We start from the raw sequence: 14,424 nt of genomic DNA, 5'->3' as shown, positions 1-14,424 counted from the left end.
CCATGCTGCTGGACTTCTTCTACACCCTGCGCTCCGCCAAGCTACCCGTCTCGGTCAAGGAATACCTTACGCTGCTCGAGGCGCTGCAAAAAGGAGTGGTAGGACCCAACACGCAACCGGCGGATGATGAGGGCGAGGCCAGCGGCTACAGCATTGACGACTTCTACTTTCTGGCCCGCACCACACTGGTCAAGGACGAGAAGCACTACGACAAGTTCGACCGGGCCTTTGGGGCTTACTTCAAGGGCATCGAGCACGTCAGCGATTTCACCAAAGACATTCCAGCCGAGTGGCTGCGCAAAAATCTCGAGAAGTTTTTGACACCTGAAGAGCAAGCCAAGCTGCAGGCCATGGGCTGGAATGAGCTGATGGAGACGCTCAAGAAGCGCCTCGAAGAACAAAAAGAACGCCACGAGGGTGGCAGCAAGTGGATTGGCACGGGCGGCACATCCCCTTTTGGCGCTTACGGACAGAACCCGCAGGGCATCCGCATCGGGCAGGACAAGAGCCGCAACCGCAGCGCCGTGAAGGTCTGGGACCAGCGCGCCTACAAAGACTACGACGACACCCAGGAACTCGGCACCCGCAACATCAAGGCGGCGCTGCGCCGCCTGCGCAAGTTCGCCCGCGAAGGCCATGAAGACGAGCTGGACCTGGACGAGACCATCAGCAAGACGGCGGCGAATGCCGGCTTTCTGGACATCAAAATGCGCCCCGAGCGGCACAACAACGTCAAGGTGCTGCTACTGATGGATGTGGGCGGCACCATGGACGACCACATCCAGCGGGTGGAAGAGCTGTTCAGTGCGGCCAAGACCGAGTTCAAGCACCTGGAGTTTTATTACTTCCACAACTGCGTCTATGACTTCATGTGGAAGAACAACCGCCGACGCTTTGCCGAGAAGTTCGACACCTGGGACATCATCCGCAAGTACAACAAGGACTATAAGCTGATCTTTGTGGGCGACGCGACCATGAGCCCCTACGAGATTTTGCAGCCCGGCGGCAGCGTGGAATACAACAACGAAGAGCCCGGCGCCGAATGGCTGCAGCGGCTGATGAGCGCGTTCCCCAAATTCGCCTGGATTAACCCCGAGCCCCAAGGCGTCTGGCAGTACCGCCAGAGCATCGCGGTCATCCAGCAGCTGGTGCACAACAAGATGTACCCCCTCACCCTCAAAGGCCTGGAAGAGGCCATGCGGCACCTGACCAAGTAAGGCCCACGCCACTTCCGCCGCTGGAGCCCCGCCGCCCGATACAATCCCGCGTCCGGTCTTCGTAGTTCAATGGATAGAACGGCCCCCTCCTAAGGGGCAGATACAGGTTCGATTCCTGTCGAGGGCACCAAACAAAAGCCCGCAAGCACCCAAAGCCTTGCGGGCTTTTTCTTTTGTCTTTGCAAGTTATTCAGCTTTTCGCTTGAGATTTTGTACCCCCCTGCCATCAACACCCTTCGCCAAAGCCAGAAGGCCGAAATGGGGCGTTAATGAAATGCGAAATGTGCGTTTAAATAGAGAGACTTGTTCAAAACTCTTTCCAATTGAAATAGGGGTTTAACAAAGCGGCGTAGTCGAAAGCAAGTGGCTTGTGGGCAGTTGAACCCACCATTAGACTTACGCGATGGACATAACAACACTCGCAGCTGCACAGGAAAGCATTAAGGCTCTATTTCTCCTTGCTAAGGGGGCGACTGCGGCAGCAGTGGACCATGAGCTGAAAGGTCGCTTGATAGAAATTCAGGGCGCAATACTGGATACTCAATCCAAGCTAGGTGACGCGCAGGCAGAACGTCTTGAATTGCTACACCAGGTTGCGGTGTTGCGAGAGCAGGTTCGACAGAACGAGGTGGCCAAGGCTGCACTCGACTCCTACACACTACACGAGGTAGAGCCTGGGAAGTATCTCTACAGGTACTCAAATGACGAGCAAACCTGCGTGGAACACTTTGCCTGTCCATCCTGCAACAACGCTGGAAAAGTCACCGTCCTGCAATCGAAAAAGCTGGGCACTCAGCAGTTCCACTACTGGTGCCAAACCTGCAAGTTTGCACTAACAGTAGGCCCCTCTGACCCACCATTACCCGTTCGCCGTTCAGCTACCCCTCAACGAAACTGGTGACATTGAATGGGTGGCGGCGCGGTATGGACCTGATATTTGAGACTGGTACCTTTTTAAGCGCCGAATTTGCGCCATCACTTCGAGCCGTATTGCGAGCATTCAAGTCTCGTATGTAGATTGGCCGCGTCTCCGCACTCAACTTGGCCTTAGCAATCAGCAGAACGCAGGAGGTATTGGGGAATGCGCCCTAGTGGACAAGCGCTTAGACCTCTGATCACGCCACCCCCTCCACGGTTGACAGTTCCTTACGAATGAAGCACTTGGATGCGCTCTGCGGGTTCCTTCATTCCTGCCGACAGCACCAGCCACTTTTACATCAAATCAGCCTCTAGCGCCCATGGAATATGCGCAAGCAGCTATCAAAAAGTGAGTAAATCAGCGCTTGCGCAGCGCGATGATGTCTTCCCGCACCTCCGCAGCCCACGTCCTGCGGTCGCGCCCGTCGGCGGTTTGCGGGGTTCCAAACGTCACTACCGCCTGAATACCCTCGCTGCACAGCGTGCGCCACAGGGAGCCGAGCAGCGTGTCGTCGCCGATATAGCAAGGGGCAAAGCTTTGCTGGCCCTGCGCGTCGGCAAACTGCAGGGCGACCGGTTGGATAGGAGCATTCACCGCAATGGCGGCCTGGAGCAGGTTGGCGTGAAAAGGCAGCACATGGGTGCCGTCGCCGGTGGTGCCCTCGGGGAACACGGCCAGCACCTCGCCCAAGCTCAATCGCTCGGCCATATGGTGCACCACGCGCATGGCGTCGCGACGGGATTCGCGCTCGATGTACAGCGTGCCAGCGCCGGTAGCCAGCGTGCCCACCACGGGCCAGTGCTGGATGTCGGCCTTCGATATAAAGCGGCAATGCCGCGCGGCGTGGATGACCACGATATCCAGCCAGGAGATATGGTTGGCCGCCAGCAGCACCGGGCCACCGGTGGGTGGCGTGCCGTTTACTACCAATTTAATAGCTAGCCGCGCAAGCATGGCGTGCGCCCAGGCCTGAACCTCTGCATCACGCTCTGGCTGCGTCAGCCGGGGGAACACGGTGCGAATGCGCCACGCGCCCGCCAGCACGTGCAGGAGGACACGGCTGATTCGCCACAAGGCTTTGAGTTGGCGCATAGGCTTGTGGCTCGGTACGGCTTCAGGCTGCGGTGTAGGCCACACGACCACCAACCAGCGTAGCCTTCACGTGGCCAGGCAGCTCGTAGCCACCGAAAGGCGTGTGCTGCCCTTGGCTCACCAGTGCGGATGGCTCCACCACCCAGTGGGCGGCGGGGTCGAACACGCAAATGTCGGCCGCGCCGCCTGTTGTCAGGCGGCCTGCGCTGGCGGCAAAGGTGCCCAACGCGCTGCCCAACACGTTCGCAGAGCGGCTGGTGACGGTGGCCACCGCATCTGCCACGCCCAAGCCGCTCTCTTGCGCCCACTTGAGGGCCAGGCTCAGCAGCAGCTCTAGTCCAGTGGCGCCGGGCTCAGCTTCGGCAAAGGGAAGTGTTTTTTCATCCGCGCTGACGGGGTTGTGGTCGGAGACCAGCGCATCGATGGTGCCATCGGCCAGGCCGGCGCGCAGTGCATCGCGGTCGCGCTGCTGGCGCAAGGGCGGGTTCAGGCGCATGCGGCTGTCGAAGTAGCCAATGTCCACATCGGTCAGGTGCAAGGAGTTGATGCTCACATCGCAGGTCACAGGCAGGCCTTCGGCCTTGGCCTGGCGCACCAGCTCCACACCGGCGGCGCTGCTGATACGGCACAGGTGCACGCGGGCCTTAGTCGAGCGCACCAGCTCAAAGATGGTGTGCAGGGCAATGGTTTCTGCAGCCACCGGCACGCCCGAGAGGCCCATGCGGGTAGCCAAGGGGCCACTGGCAGCTACGCCCTTGCCGAGGTAAGCCTCTTGCGGGCGCAGCCACACGGTGTAGCCGAAGGTGCTCGCGTACTGCAGGGCGCGCTGGGTGACCTGGGTGTTGAGCAAGGGCACTTCGGCCTGGCTGAAGGCCACGCAGCCGGCTTGGGTGAGCTGCAGCATTTCGGTGAGCACTTCTCCTTGCAAATTGCGGGTCAAAGCACCGAGAGGAAACACGCGGGCCTGGTGCAAGCGCTCTGCGCGGTGGCGCAGCATTTCGACCAGACCGGCTTCGTCCAGCACTGGCTCGGTATCGGGCGGGCACACCACGCTGGTGACACCACCCGCGACCGCGGCGGCGGTTTCGCTGGCCAACATACCTTCGTGCTCGTGGCCGGGTTCGCGCAGGCGCACGGACAAATCGACCAGGCCCGGCGCGACGACGCAGCCTTGGGCGTTGATGGTGGTTTGCGGGGCAAAGCCGGCGGGCACAGTGCCAATGGCCAGAATGCGGCCGCTGGAGATGGCCACATCGGCCACGGTGTCAGTACCGCTGGCGGGGTCGATAACGCGGCCGCCTTGAATCAGAATTTGCATTGCTTCAGTCCTTGAATCTGGGGCCTCAGGCCTCGTTGCCCGCGACGATGCTCATGACCGCCATGCGCACGGCGATACCAAAGGTCACCTGCGGCAGGATCACCGCTTGTGCGCCGTCCACCACCGCAGAGTCGATCTCAACACCGCGGTTGATGGGGCCGGGGTGCATGACGATGGCGTCGGGCTTGGCGAGTTGCAGCTTCTCGGGCGTGAGGCCGAAGCTCTTGAAGAACTCGTGCGTAGACGGCAACAACGCGCCACTCATGCGCTCATTTTGCAGGCGCAGCATGATGATGACGTCGCAGTCCTTGATGCCCTCTTCCAAGGTATGGCACACCCGCACGCCCATCTGGGCCATGTCGGAGGGCACCAGCGTTTTGGGGCCGACCACCCGCACCTCAGCACAGCCCAGAGTGGTGAGCGCATGGATGTCAGAGCGCGCCACGCGGGAGTGCAGCACGTCGCCCACGATGGCGACCGTGAGGTTGGAAAAGTCTTTTTTGTAGTGCCGGATGGTGAACATATCCAGCAGACCTTGGGTGGGGTGGCCATGGCGGCCATCGCCGGCGTTGATCACATGCACATGGGGTGCGACGTGCTGGGCGATCAGATAAGGCGCGCCGGATTCGCTGTGACGCACCACGAACATGTCGGCCGCCATGGCGCTCAGGTTGGCGATGGTGTCCAGCAGGGACTCGCCTTTGGAGGCACTAGAGCGCGCGATATCGAGGTTGATGACGTCCGCACTCAGGCGGGTGGCAGCAATCTCGAAGGTAGTGCGGGTGCGAGTGCTGTTCTCAAAGAACAGGTTGAACACACTTTTGCCGCGCAGCAAGGGCACTTTTTTAACTTCGCGGTCGTTGAGCGACACGAAATTGGTGGCGGTGTCCAGAATGTGGGTGAGGATGTTTTTGGGCAGCCCTTCGGTGGACAGCAGGTGGATCAGCTCGCCGTGTTTGTTGAGTTGCGGATTGCGCTTGTACAACATGCTCAGGCCTCCTGCACATCAAAAGAAAATACACCTTCAGCGCTACGCGCCAAAGCCAGCGACTGGTTGGCCGCCAGGCTAACCCGCGCGGCCGCGAATTCGGCCTGGATGGGCAACTGGCGCCCTCCCCGGTCCACCAGCACCGCCAAGCGCACTTGCGCAGGGCGGCCGTAGTCAAACAGCTCGTTGATCACCGCGCGGATGGTGCGGCCGGTGTAGAGCACGTCGTCCAGCACCAGAATATCGGCGCCATTCACATCAAAGGGCAACTGGGTCTGGCCGCCGGAAGACAGGCCGCGTTTGGCGAAGTCGTCCCGGTGCATGGCGGATGAAATCGTGCCGTGCTTGCCTGCGAGTTTCAGGTCCGCCTGCAGGCGCTCGGCCAGCCAAGCACCTCCCGAGGTGATGCCCACCAAGCGGGTATCTGCATTGCACAACTGCTGTACGCCGCGCAGGAGTTCGCGGTACAGCGCCTCTGCATCCAAAGCCAATGTGGTCACGGGAGGTTCCTCAAAAATTGTTCCAAAATAATGCAGGCTGACATGGCATCGGCGTCTTTGGCGCCGCTGGCAATCGCCTCGGTGGTGCTGTAGCGCTCGTCCACCTCAAACACTTGCAAGCCGAAACGCCCTTGCAACTGGCGGCCGAACTTTTTGGCACGCGCCGTGTTTTCATGCGGGGCGCCGTCAGGGTGATAGGGCACGCCGATCACGATGGCATCAGGCTGCCATTCTTTGAGTTTGGCGGCCACACCGTCAAAGCGGGCGTTGCCTTCGGCATGGATAGAGCCTTGTGGCTGGGCGGTGCGCATCAAGCGGTTGCCCACCGCAACGCCGGTTCGCTTCAAGCCGAAATCAAAAGCAATGAAGGTCGTGAATGCCTCGGGAACGGGCACTACGGCCTCGCTCATGCGTGCCCCACTTGCTGAGAAATCATCCACGACTGCAGGCCGAGCAAGCCCAGCGCCCGGTCGTAACGCTGGTCTGCCGGCGTATCAAAAATAATGGCGTGATCTGCAGGTGTGGTGAGCCAGCTGTTTTCACCCAACTCGGTTTCCAACTGCCCTTCGCCCCAAGCTGCATAACCCAAGGTGACCAGCACACGTTTGGGGCCAGAGCCGATCGACAGCGCCTCGAGCACATCGCGGGAGGTGGTCATCTCCAACCCGCCGGGTATGGTCATGGTGGAGGCATAAAGAGATTCGCCGGCCTCAGGGCCTCCGGTAATCACGGGCTCGTGCAATACGAAGCCGCGCTCGGTTTGTACGGGGCCACCTTGGAATACCGGCTGTTCGAGCAGGTCTGCCCGCTGCAAGGTCAGGTCGATCTTGTGGAACAATGCCGTCAAGGGCATGTCTGCGGGCTTGTTGATGATCAGGCCTAAGGCCCCGCGCTCTGAGTGCTCACAAACAAAGACTACGCTTTTGGAGAACATCTCATCGTCCAGCCCGGGCATTGCGATCAGGAAATGATGGGTGAGATTGAAAGGTGCAGAATCGCCGGACATTCCCTGATTTTAACGGCTGACATGCAATCTGAATTCTCCAAAGGGCTGGTTTGGTTCCGCCGCGATTTGCGCACCCAAGACAACTCGGCCTTGGCCCTCGCTGCCGCATCTTGCGAGGCGGTGTATTGCGTTTTTGTATTCGACAAGGCGATCCTGAACCACCTGCCCCGGCAGGACCGACGTGTGGAGTTCATTCATGGCGCAGTTTCTGAACTGCACACCCGGCTTGGTGCGATGGCACCGGGCAGTGGCGGGTTGATCGTTCTGCATGCGGATTCGGTTGATGCGATTCCCGAGTTGGCAGCGCGCTTGGATGTGCAAGCGGTATTCGCAGCCAGGGACTACGAGCCTGCAGCCCTTGAGCGTGACACTGCCGTGCAGCAACAACTACTGAGCGAAGGCCGCCAGCTCAAACTGGTCAAAGATCAGGTGATTTTTGAAGAGCGCGAAGTTTTGACGCAGATGGGCAAGCCCTACGGCGTGTTCACCCCCTATCACCGCGCTTGGCTGGCCCGCATCGGGGCAAATACCGTGGCCCAACATCAGCTCCCCGAGAACATAGCGGCAGTATTGGCCCCGGTGCCTCATGAGTTGCATAGCTCCGTACCCTCACTGTCCTCTCTGGGTTTTGAGGAGACCAATCTGCAAACACTCGGAATGCACGGCGGCGAGTCCGCAGGTCAGACGCTGCTGAACGATTTTGTGGTCCGCATGGACCGCTATGGCGAAGCCCGTGACTACCCGAGCCTCAAGGGCCCAAGCTACCTGGGTGTTCATTTGCGCTTTGGCACCGTGTCCATCCGGGACTTGGTCAACCTGGCCTTGGAGCGGGTGCGCGCCGGGAGCCAAGGGGCATCTGTTTGGCTTGCAGAGCTAGCGTGGCGCGATTTTTATTTTCAGATTCTGGCGAACTTTCCCCGGGTGGCCCGTCACGCCTTCAAACCGGAGTACGACCACATCCAATGGGAGAGCGGCGAGCACGCAGAAGCCCTGTATGCGGCGTGGTGCGAAGGCCGCACCGGCTACCCGATCGTTGATGCCGCCATGGCCCAGCTCAACCAGACCGGCTATATGCACAACCGCTTGCGGATGGTGGCCGGAAGCTTTTTGGTCAAACACTTGGGGCTGGATTGGCGCTGGGGCGAACGCTACTTCGCGACCCATCTCAATGACTTTGACTTGTCTGCCAACAACGGTGGATGGCAGTGGGTCGCCTCGAGTGGTTGCGATGCGCAACCCTATTTCCGGATTTTTAACCCCGTGACGCAAAGCGAGCGCTTTGATGCGCAGGGCAAGTTCATCCGGCGCTACCTCCCCCAACTCGCGGGCCTGTCAGACAAAGCGATCCACGCGCCTTGGGCCGCCAAGCCGATGGAGCTGCTCGCCGCCGGTGTGGAGTTGGGCGTGAACTACCCCGCTCCCGTTGTGGACCATGCGCAAGCCAGGGAGCGCACCTTGGCGCGCTATGGCTTTCTCAAAAAGTCAGGGGATCAGGCGGGAACCGCAGCCGAGCAATAAGCCCGCACCAAGCCCAGCAGCTCATCTTCTGAGTAGGGCTTGCCGAGATAGTGATCCACACCGAGCTCGCGGGCGTGCTCGCGGTGTTTCTCGGCAATACGCGACGTGATCATGATGATAGGCAGGCCACGCAACTTGGCATCTGCACGGATGTTGCGAGCCAAGTCGAAGCCGTCCATGCGCGGCATCTCAATGTCAGACAAGACCACCGCAGGCACTTCTTCTTGCAAACGCTCCAAGGCCTGCAAGCCATCATTCGCCAGCGCGACCCGATAGCCTTCACGCTTGAGCAAACGCTGGGTCACACGGCGCACCGTGATCGAATCATCAACCACCAGCACCAATGGCAGCTGGGTAGCCGCAACCACTGTGGCTGTTTGCTGAGCCTCGGCTCGCTCTGTGCCTTGTGCACCGCGATCCTGGCGCTGAGTCACCAAGGCACGGGCTTGATCTCCGTACACCGATGCCAACGCGACCGGGTTGTAGATCAACACCACAGCACCCGAAGCCAGCACAGACATGCCTGCCAGGCCGGGCAAGCGGGCCAATTGTGGGCCCAGGTTCTTCACCACCACTTCGCGGTTGCCCAAAACTTCGTCGACGTGAACCGCCAGCCGCTGGCCCGCACTCCGGAAGATGGCCACCGGCAGAGTTTTGCCCGCCATTTCTTCACTTTGTGCGGACACTTGCAACAATGCTCCGCCCCAAAAGAAAGGCACGGATTCATCACCGAATGAAAAACTCTGCGCGGCATATGCGTCTTTGAGTTGCCCGCTGGGCACTCGCAACACGGTTTCCATGATGTTGGCCGGCACGCCGATGGAGAAATCTCCCATCCGCAGAATCACCACCTGGGTCACGGCAGTGGTCAGTGGTAACACCAGCTTGAACGAAGTCCCGGCGTTTGCTCGGCTTTGGGTCTCAATGCGCCCACCGAGCGCATGCACCTCTGCACGCACCACATCCATGCCGACACCGCGCCCGGAGAGCTCGGTGACTTCATCCGCCGTAGAAAAGCCTGGCATAAAAATCAGGTTCGCGGCATCAGCGTCGCTCATGGCGGCGCCCGACTCAATCAGCTGTTTGGCCTCGGCTTTGCTGCGGATACGCTCCAGATCCAGCCCGGCACCGTCGTCACTGAAGGTCACCGTGATGTCATTGCTTTCTTGCAAGACCCGCACCTGAATCGCGCCTGCCGCCGGCTTACCCGCGGTCACTCGCACTTCAGGCCTCTCAACACCGTGTGCCACCGCGTTGCGCAACAAGTGCTCAAAGGCGGGCGCCATACGGTCCAGCACACCGCGGTCCACTTCAATCGCGTCCCCGATGATGTCCAGCTTGACTTGCTTTCCGACATCTTTCGCCGCTTGGCGGACCACGCCATACAGGCGGTCTGACACGCTGTCGAATTCCACCATCCGGGTGCGGAGCAAGTCTTTTTGCAGTTCGCGGGCCTGGCGACCTTGTGCGATCAAGTCGTCCTCGGCGCCTTCCACCGAGCGGAGCAAATTGCGCTGCACAGTGGCCACGTCGTTCACCGACTCGGCCATCATGCGGGTCAGCTCTTGTACGCGTGTGAACCGGTCAAACTCCAGCGGGTCGAAGGCCTGTTGCGAGTCTTTGGTCTGCGCCAGTCGAGACTGCATTTGTGACTCGGCTTGCAACTCGACGTCGCGCAGTTGCTGGCGCAAGCGATCCAGGTTGCCCGAAAGCTCGCCCAGCGACATGCGGATCTGACCGATTCGCTCATCCACCCGCGAACGCGCAATCATGACCTCGCCCGCTTGGTTGACCAGCCGATCCAACAGCTGCGCACGCACACGCACCGATTGGTTACCTTGCGCGCGTGGCTGGGGAGCCGTAGCCGCCACTGCGGGCAATAGCTTGGGCATGCGTGCCGCTGCACCCGACTCAGGAGCCGTTGCCTCGGTTGCTAGCGTAGACACTGGGGGTGTCGGCACAGCCGCTTCTTGCTCCGCGTCCTGGAGCGCTCTGCCCAAGCCCACAAACACCGCCTGCATCGCATCAAAGCGGGTGAGCAAGGGCTCGAGTTGCAGCGATTGCAAACCTTCGGCACCCAAGGTCTCGATGGAGGACTCCATCCGGTGCCCCATTTCACCCAAGCGCATGGCACCCGCAAGGCGCGCACTGCCCTTGAGTGTGTGGAGCAAACGCATCACTTCTTGCCGGGCAGCCATCTCGTCGGGATGAGATACCCATTGGCGCAGTGCGGCACCTAATTGAGGCATCAACTCAGTGGCCTCTTCTTCAAAGATGGGCAGCAAGTCCACATCGAGGCTGTCTTGCGCGACCCATTCTTCATCATCCCCATCCAACACGATGAGGGGAGCAGCTTCTGGCAAAGGCGTTGGCGCGTTCACCGCCTCGGAGGCTGGTGTTTCGGGCGGCAAGGCCACATCCGCGGGGGCTTCGGGCTCGGCGAGCGGCACTGGCTCGGAAGCCACGGGCGCGACAGATTCGAGGCTGTTGAAGTCCGATTCCTCGTCCGGCTCTTGCAAGGTATCCCCGGACTCCATCACAGGTGCCGGGAACTCCGTTTCGGTGATGTCTTGCAAAGCTTGCAAAACGTGTGAATCCGCCTCTTTCACAAAACCTGCAGCGAACTGGTGCAGCAAGCGGCGAATGTCTTCAGCGGCGTCGCAAAACACATCTGCATGGTCTGCCTGCACTTGCCGGTGCAACTGAACATGCTGAAGCGCTTGCTCCAAGGCTTTGGCGGTTTCTGAAAGCGCAGTAAAGCCCACCGTCGCGGAACTGCCCAGCAAAGAATGGGCCAAAGAAATGACGGTATCGGACACCGGCTCTTGAAGCTCTATCGCCCACTCACCCAACTCTGTTTGCAGCCTGCGCGACCATTCATCGGCCTCGTTCAGGTAGACGTTGTAGAGCGGGATACTCATGCGCAGCGGGCCAATGACCTTCATGCCCTCATCAGGATCTGCAGAGACACGTTCAGGGAATTGCAGCACCAGCCCTGTGGTGGCGGGCGGCGATTGCTCTTCAACGAGTTCTTCGCTATCGAATTCCGCTGCTACAAGCTCTTCCGGCTCGTCCGGAGCATCTGCCACCGGAGCTTTACTGCTCTCCAGCTCGTTGATATCGAGCAAGCGGGTTTCCAGCGGCGCATGGATCGTCTGCGAAGGCGCATCGAAATCAGAAAAGTCGAAGTCACCCAAGTCGACGTCTGAGAGCTCGACGCTTTCCACGGAGTCCAACGATTGCGCAGTGGGCTCGGCAATATCCAAACTTGTCGCGTCGAAGTCGAAGATCTGTGTTGCCACGAAATCTGGCTTGGCTTCTTCGGGCGGCGGAGAAGGCAGGTCATCCAAAACGATAGACCCCATTTCGGTGGCCGCAAAATCGACCTGAATCTCTTCGAGTTCAGGCAACTCCAGATCCGAAGCTTCTTCTGCAGGTTGCTCGATCGACGGAGCGTCTTGTGCAAGCGAAGCCTCTGGCTCGATTAGGGCCTCATCCGAGGAAATTACCGCATCGGGAAGTTCTGACGGAATATCTAGAGCCACGCTTTGGCCATGCAATCGCAATGCATCAGCGGTGGCCCGGAAAGGCACAGAACTCCAGCCAGATGCTTGCCCCTGAGCGATATCAGCGACCCAGCGTGCCAAACCGGCGATGGCCTGGTCTGCGACATCCATCAGCGCGTTGCTCGCAGGCCGCTGTTCGGCCAACGATGTATTGAGGAGCTGCTCAAAGGCCCAGGATGCCTCGCCGAAGTCATCCAAACCGACCATGCGGGAACTGCCCTTGAGCGTATGGAACGCCCTGCGCAAAGTGGTTTGGTCTGCAAGATTGGTCGGGTCCAGACGCAATGCGGCAAGCGCCTCGCGTCCGCGCTCGATAACGTCACGGGCTTCTTCGAGGAAGATATCCTGGAGCTCTGCCGCATCGTCATCGTCCAAGTCCGCGGCGGCTGGCTGGATAGGCGCGCTGGCAGGAGTTGGAGACGCCGCTGCAACCGCTGCCAAGCTGGCCAGATCGTCTTGGACCTCGTCCTGCACGACCTCCACCTCTGGAACCACCATACGCTCGCGGCCCATCACGGGCTTGAACTCGCCAAGGCTCTCGTCATAAACGAAAAGGGTCTTCGCGAGCGAGCGCTGAAAGCTCAACATGTCGATTAAGAAGCCCAACGCACCCAAGCTGTTACCGAGCTTTTCAAACACGCCTGTGGGCGCGGTAGAAGCGTCGACCTCATCAACCAGCAGCTGTTCCACCGTCGTGCGCATCCGCAAAGCGGCGAGCGAGGGCTGATCCAACCCCAGCACTGAGAACACGCCGCGCATTTGGGCGAACTGCCCTGGTACGCTGCGAAGGGGACTTTTGTCGCGCGGGTCCCTAAAGAATTGATCCAGCGACTTTTCAATATCTCCCAGGGTCGTGCGGAGCTCATCCACCACACTGCCCATGGTCTGGCGATCACTCACGCGGCGGTACAGCTCTTCCATCCACGTTTCCAGCGGCTCCGGCTCTTCGCCGTCTGTCACATGCTGGAGTCGCTGCGCCAACCGGGCACTCCGCTCAGCCAACTGGTTGTCTGTGGGGTCGAGATCTTCGTAAGCCGCTTCGAGGTAAAGAATCGAAGTGGCAACTTCCATCGCCACCGCCGGTGTCGGCGCCACGCCAGAACGGGCAGTTGCCTCGATCACCTGCGACAAGCCGCGAGCCAACTCACCACTCTCAGGGTGCAATTTGGTCACGGCCTCCGAAACCGCAGCAAACTGTTCAGCTGCTGCTTTGAGGCGATTGACATCTCCACCTGCCAAGGCCGACCATGTCTCGGCAGCTGCTGCTATACGCTTGCGCGCGAGAACCAGCATCGCAGGGTCAAAGCGACCGAACTGCTCACTGACATAGTCCACTTGCTTGTTGCGGGTCAAGCCGTAAGCAGTGCGGACTGCCGTCAACACAGGTGCCACAGTGGGGTCCGCAGGTATCGCCCGAGAGCAGAAAAACACAATGTCTTGGGCAAGTCGCTCAGACACTGCAGTTTGACCCTTTGTCAGCGCCACATATTGCTGCAGGATGCGCGATGCGGCGCGCTTGGTATAGATGTCGCTATCAAACAGGTCTTGCGACATTCCCTCGAAATAGGCGCCGCAGACCATCCAAAAGGTGCGCTCTTCCATGGACTGCGCTGCGGCAGCCAAGCCCAGACTGACTTGCAACAAACGAAGCGCGGCCTCTTTTTCACCGTATTTGACGAGTCGCAACACTGCATGATCCATTTCCCGGCGGACCTGCGGGCCCGCAGTGTGCGGCTCCACACCTTCGGGCACCTGCACCGGGATCCATTGCCAGGCTGGTGGCCACAAATCCGCAGGGTGAATCCGTTCCGCGCCGGCCATCTCGAGCAGAACTTTGTACTGCGGGAACAACGCCACCGAGGAAGCAGACTTGCCCTTGATGACACCATCCAGGTATTCCGTCAGGGCGAAGCTGGCGCGCTCCATGGCGTTCGCCGCGTCATCGCTGCACTGCTCCGGCCTCTGCACGAACTTTTGAGCCAGTGTTTCCATGGCTCGCACAAACTTGGCAGGCGCCTCTAGGCCCACCATTTCCAATGCACCCACTGCTTGATGCAGCTGCTGGCGCGCTATGCGCAGGTGGCTGGCATCCAGCTCCGTCAAATCCGCTCCGCGGGCCATTTCAGCGTCGCGGACAAAACGACGCATCGCCTTGGTGGCTCCGTCTAGGGACTTGCGGAGCTCTTCGAGCACCCAAGCCAACGGCCCCAGGTCACCGATAGCGAGTTCGTTATCTCCGGAATCAAGAAGGTTGGACGACATGGGTTCAGGCACTCCTGGAAATCACGGGGCGGGAGGTC

Annotated in this window: 9 protein-coding genes and 1 tRNA gene; 3 read left to right on the top strand and 7 right to left on the bottom strand. The window is 60.1% G+C overall.

Annotation, left to right across the window (positions count from 1 at the left end):
- Window positions 1-2 precede the first annotated feature (2 nt).
- Complete coding sequence (locus tag RAE19_RS12320; protein WP_313875160.1) at window positions 3-1,217, top strand: vWA domain-containing protein; 1,215 nt, start codon at window positions 3-5, stop codon at window positions 1,215-1,217.
- Between the two features lie 55 nt (window positions 1,218-1,272).
- Window positions 1,273-1,347: transfer RNA gene (locus RAE19_RS12315), tRNA-Arg, on the top strand.
- Between the two features lie 1,146 nt (window positions 1,348-2,493).
- On the opposite strand, the gene RAE19_RS12310 is transcribed toward RAE19_RS12315, so the two are convergent.
- Genes RAE19_RS12310 through RAE19_RS12285 form a run of 6 tightly spaced genes read right to left on the bottom strand, consistent with a single transcriptional unit; the run spans window position 2,494 to window position 7,040 of the window.
- The gene (locus RAE19_RS12310; protein WP_313875159.1) at window positions 2,494-3,228 is read right to left on the bottom strand and encodes a lysophospholipid acyltransferase family protein; all 735 of its coding nucleotides are present in this window, start codon (window positions 3,226-3,228) and stop codon (window positions 2,494-2,496) included.
- 22 nt (window positions 3,229-3,250) lie between these two features.
- Window positions 3,251-4,546: a dihydroorotase gene (locus RAE19_RS12305; protein WP_313875158.1), complete on the bottom strand. Its 1,296-nt coding sequence runs from the start codon at window positions 4,544-4,546 to the stop codon at window positions 3,251-3,253.
- A 25-nt stretch (window positions 4,547-4,571) separates the two neighbouring features.
- On the bottom strand, window positions 4,572-5,534 hold the full coding sequence (locus RAE19_RS12300; RefSeq protein ID WP_313875157.1) for an aspartate carbamoyltransferase catalytic subunit: 963 nt from the start codon (window positions 5,532-5,534) through the stop codon (window positions 4,572-4,574).
- Window positions 5,535-5,536: 2 nt separating this feature from the next.
- Window positions 5,537-6,034 carry a bifunctional pyr operon transcriptional regulator/uracil phosphoribosyltransferase PyrR gene (pyrR, locus tag RAE19_RS12295; RefSeq protein ID WP_313875156.1) on the bottom strand — a complete coding sequence of 166 codons (498 nt, stop codon included), beginning with the start codon at window positions 6,032-6,034 and terminating at the stop codon, window positions 5,537-5,539.
- Window positions 6,031-6,444 (bottom strand): Holliday junction resolvase RuvX, encoded by a 414-nt coding sequence (gene ruvX / locus RAE19_RS12290; protein ID WP_313875155.1) that lies wholly within the window; start codon window positions 6,442-6,444, stop codon window positions 6,031-6,033. The genes pyrR and ruvX overlap by 4 nt, the downstream gene beginning before the upstream one ends.
- Complete coding sequence (locus RAE19_RS12285) at window positions 6,441-7,040, bottom strand: YqgE/AlgH family protein (protein WP_313875154.1); 600 nt, start codon at window positions 7,038-7,040, stop codon at window positions 6,441-6,443. Before RAE19_RS12285 ends, ruvX begins: the two co-directional genes overlap by 4 nt.
- 21 nt (window positions 7,041-7,061) lie before the next feature.
- Between RAE19_RS12285 and RAE19_RS12280 the strand changes: the two genes are divergently transcribed.
- Window positions 7,062-8,558, top strand: coding sequence for a cryptochrome/photolyase family protein (locus tag RAE19_RS12280; RefSeq protein ID WP_313875153.1), 1,497 nt, complete (start codon window positions 7,062-7,064; stop codon window positions 8,556-8,558).
- Here the strand turns inward: RAE19_RS12280 and RAE19_RS12275 are convergent.
- Window positions 8,531-14,386, bottom strand: a complete 5,856-nt coding sequence (locus RAE19_RS12275) for a hybrid sensor histidine kinase/response regulator (RefSeq protein WP_313875152.1) — start codon at window positions 14,384-14,386, stop codon at window positions 8,531-8,533. The two genes, RAE19_RS12280 and RAE19_RS12275, sit on opposite strands and share 28 nt — an antisense overlap.
- Window positions 14,387-14,424: the final 38 nt, after the last annotated feature.

The organism is Rhodoferax potami (genome assembly GCF_032193805.1).
GTDB lineage: Bacteria > Pseudomonadota > Gammaproteobacteria > Burkholderiales > Burkholderiaceae_C > Allorhodoferax > Allorhodoferax potami_A.
This window is presented reverse-complemented; position numbering and strand designations above follow the sequence as displayed.